Origin of the sequence: Asaia sp. SF2.1 (genome assembly GCF_000505765.1) — a bacterium.
Classification (GTDB): Bacteria; Pseudomonadota; Alphaproteobacteria; order Acetobacterales; family Acetobacteraceae; genus Asaia; species Asaia bogorensis.
In genome coordinates this window covers 304,506-309,139 of the sequence record NZ_AYXS01000012.1, presented here as the reverse complement: position 1 = coordinate 309,139, position 4,634 = coordinate 304,506, and the positions used below count along the sequence as shown (strand labels likewise).

The 4,634-nt window shown below is 62.5% G+C and carries 6 protein-coding genes; all 6 read left to right on the top strand.

Annotated features, from left to right (window positions below; genetic code table 11):
• Positions 1–627 (top strand): Holliday junction DNA helicase RuvB C-terminal domain-containing protein (locus P792_RS0118970; RefSeq protein WP_031240707.1); only part of this gene is annotated, 627 nt, incomplete at its 5' end.
• Positions 614–1,027, top strand: a complete 414-nt coding sequence (gene ybgC / locus P792_RS27745) for a tol-pal system-associated acyl-CoA thioesterase (protein ID WP_023978582.1) — start codon at positions 614–616, stop codon at positions 1,025–1,027. The genes P792_RS0118970 and ybgC, both read left to right, overlap by 14 nt.
• A gap of 147 nt (positions 1,028–1,174) precedes the next feature.
• Positions 1,175–1,843, top strand: coding sequence for a protein TolQ (tolQ, locus tag P792_RS27740; RefSeq protein ID WP_369794225.1), 669 nt, complete (start codon positions 1,175–1,177; stop codon positions 1,841–1,843).
• Positions 1,844–1,848: 5 nt separating this feature from the next.
• A complete protein-coding gene (gene tolR / locus P792_RS27735) occupies positions 1,849–2,283 on the top strand; it encodes a protein TolR (RefSeq protein ID WP_023978580.1) in 435 nt (144 codons plus the stop codon).
• Positions 2,284–2,300: 17 nt separating this feature from the next.
• Positions 2,301–3,296: a hypothetical protein gene (locus tag P792_RS27730; protein ID WP_023978579.1), complete on the top strand. Its 996-nt coding sequence runs from the start codon at positions 2,301–2,303 to the stop codon at positions 3,294–3,296.
• A 46-nt stretch (positions 3,297–3,342) separates the two neighbouring features.
• Positions 3,343–4,634 (top strand): Tol-Pal system beta propeller repeat protein TolB (gene tolB, locus P792_RS27725; RefSeq protein ID WP_235075451.1); only part of this gene is annotated, 1,292 nt, incomplete at its 3' end.

Sequence of the window (4,634 nt, the reverse complement as noted above, 5' to 3'; positions counted from 1 at the left end):
CGCTCGGTGCGTATCGATCTGGCGCCTTTTACCCTTGTTGCGGCCACAACGAGGGCAGGCCTGCTTGCGACACCTCTGCGCGACCGTTTCGGTATCCCGCTGAGGCTCGTGTTCTATACGCCTGAGGAACTGCGGCTGATCGTGTCCCGTGGCGCCGCCAAGCTGGGCATGAACCTGACCGAGGAAGGGGCAGAGGAAATCGCGAGGCGCTCGCGTGGGACACCGCGTATTGCGGGCAGGCTCCTGCGTCGTGTGCGTGATTTCGCTGCTGTGGGGGCGCCGCATGACCGGGCGATCACGCGCGTGATGGCTGATGCCGCGCTCACGAGGCTTGAAGTCGATTCGGTCGGGCTGGATGCCATGGACAGGCGCTATCTCAAGCGCATTGCCGAGCATCATCATGGTGGCCCTGTCGGAGTCGAGACCCTGGCTGCGGCGCTGGCTGAGGCGCGTGACACGCTAGAAGATGTGATCGAGCCCTATCTGATTCAGGAAGGGCTTGTGCTGCGCACCTCGCGGGGGCGCATGCTTGGAGAGCGTGGCTGGACCCATCTCGGCCTTGCGGCGCCGGCCTCGGCCAGTGAGGCACAGTTCGATCTGTTGAGGGAGAGCGATGAAGGTTCATAAGATCGGTTATCGTGTCTATTACGAAGATACGGATGCGGGCGGAATTGTTTACCACGCCCGCTATCTGGCCTTTGCCGAGCGGGCACGAACCGAGGCCCTGCGTATGTCAGGCACACCCGTTTCGATGTTGCAGGAAGAAACGGGTCTCGTCTTTGTCGTAACGAAGCTTACGGTGGAGTATCTACGCCCATTACGCCTGGATGACTGGGCAGAGATCACAACCACGATTGAATCTGTTGGCTCTGCACGTTGCCAGTTGCGTCAGATCGTGTCGTGTGGCGACATGCACGCCGCCACGCTGACAGTCGAGCTGGCATGCATCATGCAGAATTCCGGGCGGCCTGCCCGAATTCCGCCGCGATGGCGTGCATCCTTGGAGGCATTGTCGAGCCAGACCTGAGGACAGGCGGCATGTGATGATGCGTGACGATTCGGGATAGGCGCGTATGAGGCATGCACTGTATAGGCGTGATGCAGAACGAAGCCTCAGGAGGTTTTTTTGGATCGAGCGGTAAATGCGGCTGACCTTGGGGCCGCCGCTTCTGGTTTGTCACCGTTGGACTTGTTCCTGCATGCATCCATCGTGGTGCAGCTGGTCATGGTGGGGCTGATCTTGTGCAGCGCCTTCGTCTGGGCCGTGATCATCGAGAAGATCATCCTGATTCGCCGCGTCAATCGCGAAGCGACAGAATTCGAGGATCGTTTCTGGTCCGGCGGCAGCCTGGAGGATCTCTATGATTCCGACGGCGCAAAGCCGCTCCACCCAATGGCTGCCGTCTTCGGTGCGGCCATGGGCGAATGGCGCCGCTCTGCCCGCATCACGGGGATCGATCTGGCGCGCGGTGGTGTGCGTGATCGCGTGGATCGCGCGATCAATATCACGGTTGCTCGTGAAATGGATCGGCTGAGCCGTCGCGTGGTGGCTCTTGCCACGATTGGTCCCGTTGCCCCGTTTGTCGGTCTGTTCGGCACGGTGTGGGGCATCATGCATGCCTTCGGCTCGATCGCGGCCATGCACAACACCAACCTCGCTGTTGTGGCCCCCGGTATTTCCGAAGCCCTTTTTGCAACGGCAATCGGCCTCGTCACAGCAATTCCGGCCTATGTGGCTTATAACGTGACCAGCTCTGCCCTTGATCATTTCGCTGAGCGCATGGATGCGTTCGGTACCGAATTTGCCGCGATCCTGTCGCGACAGTCGGAAGAGCGGAGCTAAGACCCATGGGCATGTCTGCAGGGGGCGGCCCCGCACGCGGCCGCAGGCGACGCCCGGCGTCGGAAATCAACGTCACACCGCTGGTGGACGTCATGCTTGTGCTGCTCATCATCTTCATGGTGACAGCCCCCATGATGACGAGCGGCGTGAATGTGGATCTCCCCAAGACCGATGCCAGCCCGCTCAACGCTGATACCAAACCGATAACGGTCTCAATCAAGGCCGATGGCGGGACCTATCTGGGAGATGACCCGGTTTCGGCCGACCAGCTCGTCGCCCAGCTTCAGCAGGCCGCACAGAACGACAAGGAGCATCGCATCTTCGTCCGCGCTGATGCTCATATCAATTACGGACAGGTGATGGACATCATGGGGAAGATTACCTCAGGTGGCTTCACGCACGTGGCGCTGCTCGCCCAGCAGCCCGCCGCGGGCCAGTAACCAGAGGAGAAGCAGCCTTGCTGCGTCCCCGTCGGTCCGATGTCCGGCGCTTCCGCTATGCGCTGGGAGCGTCGGTTGCAGCGCATGCGCTGTTCATCGGCTTCCTTCTCGTGCGGCTGCCCATGAGCAAGCCCCCCGAGCCCCCCGAACCGCCGCCAATCGAGATGGCTTTCGAGGATTCCGGTCCTCCTGCCACGCCGCACAAGGCCGATACGCCAGCACCCAAGCCAGCGCCGGCGCCAGCCCCTACGCCGACAGACGCGCCGCCCGCTCCGACGCCGCCGACTCCTCAGCCTGTGGAGGAGCCGCCACCACCTGCGCCGCCGCCGCCGCCCATTCCGCCTCCGGCGGAAAGCAAGACGCCGCCTCTGCCTGACGTGAAGACACCTGAAAAGATGGTTGACGACTCGGCCGAGCCTATCAAGGCCTCGCCGCCCAAGCCGTCTCCCCCTTCCGCATCGAAGCAGGTTGCGCCACCTTCGCCCCAGACACAGCCTGTGGACAAGCTGCCTGAAACGCCGACCTTCTCGCATATCACGCAACCCAATGCGGCGAAGAAGACCCAGGCGGATTCGCACTCGCTGCTTGCGACACTCGATGCGCTGCGCGCCGACCAGAAGCAGACGCATCCGCCGAAGGCGCGCGCCAACCCACAGCAGGGCGGGGCGCACAACGGGGGTGGTGCGCCGAATGGCGACATCACCAACGCGCTGAGTTCTGCCCAGCAGAAAGCGATTGGTGGCTCGGTGCGTCGTTGTTATTCGGAAGATACCGAAGCGCGTAATTATGCCTCATTTAGCGCGCATCTGATTGTGACGATCGATGCGACCGGAGAGGCGAGAATGGCGCGTTTTGCTCCCGATACCCAGGCGAAGGCAGCTTCCGACCCGTCCTATCGGGCGCTGGCCGAGCGTGCACGCGATGCCGTGCTCAGCCCGACCTGCTCGAAACTTCCCATCCCCTCGAACCTTCTGGGCAAGACGCACGAGCTCAAATTCGTGTTCCGCCCCTGAGGTTTTCAGGTTCATGATCCTCCCAGACCGCAAGAGACCCGCATTCATGTCACGCGATACGTTCAGTTTCGACAGGCCCCTGCTGACCGACGACCAGGCGCAGAGCCTCTCCTCCCTGTTCTCACGACGCTCGGTTCTCGGTGCGTCCCTTGCTGCTGGCGGTCTGCTGGCCACGCCGATTGGCGCCTTCGCGCAGAATGCCGCAGGCGGCGCGCCCGGCGAGGCGGAGATCACTGTTGATCAGGCCCGTACAGCGCCTATCCCCATCTCCATCCCGTCTTTCGGTCCCGGACTGGGCGAGCAGATCACCAGTGTGGTCACTGCCGATCTCGACAGTACCGGCCTGTTTACGATCCTGCCCGGCTCCTCTGGCACGCCGGATTTTGCCGCGCTCAAGGCGCAGGGTGCACGCGCCGCGGTCACGGGGAGTGCTGCGGGTTCGAGCAGCACGCGCGTCGAGATGCGTCTGTGGAACGTTCTGACAGGCGAGCAGATCCAGGGCACGGCCTATACGGCCTCAGCTGGCAACTGGCGTCGCATCGCCCATACGATAGCTGACGTGATCTATGAGCGCATGCTGGGCGAGAAGGGCTATTTCGATACGCGCATTGCGTATATCGCCCGTACTGGCCCGCGCCATCACCAGATCACGCGTCTTGCGGTGATGGATCAGGACGGCGCCAACAGCCACATGCTGACCTCGGGTCAGTGGCTGACGCTCACGCCGCGTTTCAACCCGGTGCGCGACCAGATTGCGTTCATGTCCTATGCCAATAACCGTCCGCGCGTTTATACGTTCGATCTCGGCTCGGGCAGCCAGCGTATGTTGGGTGAATTTGAGGGCATCTCCTTTGCCCCGCGTTTCTCCCCCAATGGCAGCCAGGTTGTGCTCTCGGCAACGCGTGGCGGCGGGTCGGACATATTCGTTGTCGATCTTGGCTCGGGCTCCAAACGCCAGATCACCAATTCCGGTGCGATCGATACGAGCCCGTGCTTCAGCCCCGACGGCAGCCAGATCGTGTTCAACTCCGACCGTGGTGGATCGCCGCAGCTCTACATCATGAGTGCATCAGGCGGCGGCGCGCGTCGTATTTCCTACGGTCACGGCACGTACGGGTCGCCAGTCTGGTCGCCGCGTGGCGATGTGATTGCCTTCACCCGTATTGCCAATGGTCGCTTCTCGCTTGGTGTGATGGGACCGGACGGAACGGGAGAGCGCATCCTGACCGAGGGCTTTACGGTCGAGAGCCCGACCTTCTGTCCGAATGGTCGCGTTATCGCCTTTTGCCGCCAGTCGGCAGCCGGGGCAGGGGGCGCCGGGTTCTCCAGTGGAATCGG

Bases quoted from the DNA above. Each gene is read 5' to 3' on its own strand.
- tolR (WP_023978580.1), top strand. From the start codon at position 1,849: ATGGGCATGTCTGCAGGGGGCGGCCCCGCACGCGGCCGCAGGCGACGC.
- ybgC (WP_023978582.1), top strand. From the start codon at position 614: ATGAAGGTTCATAAGATCGGTTATCGTGTCTATTACGAAGATACGGAT.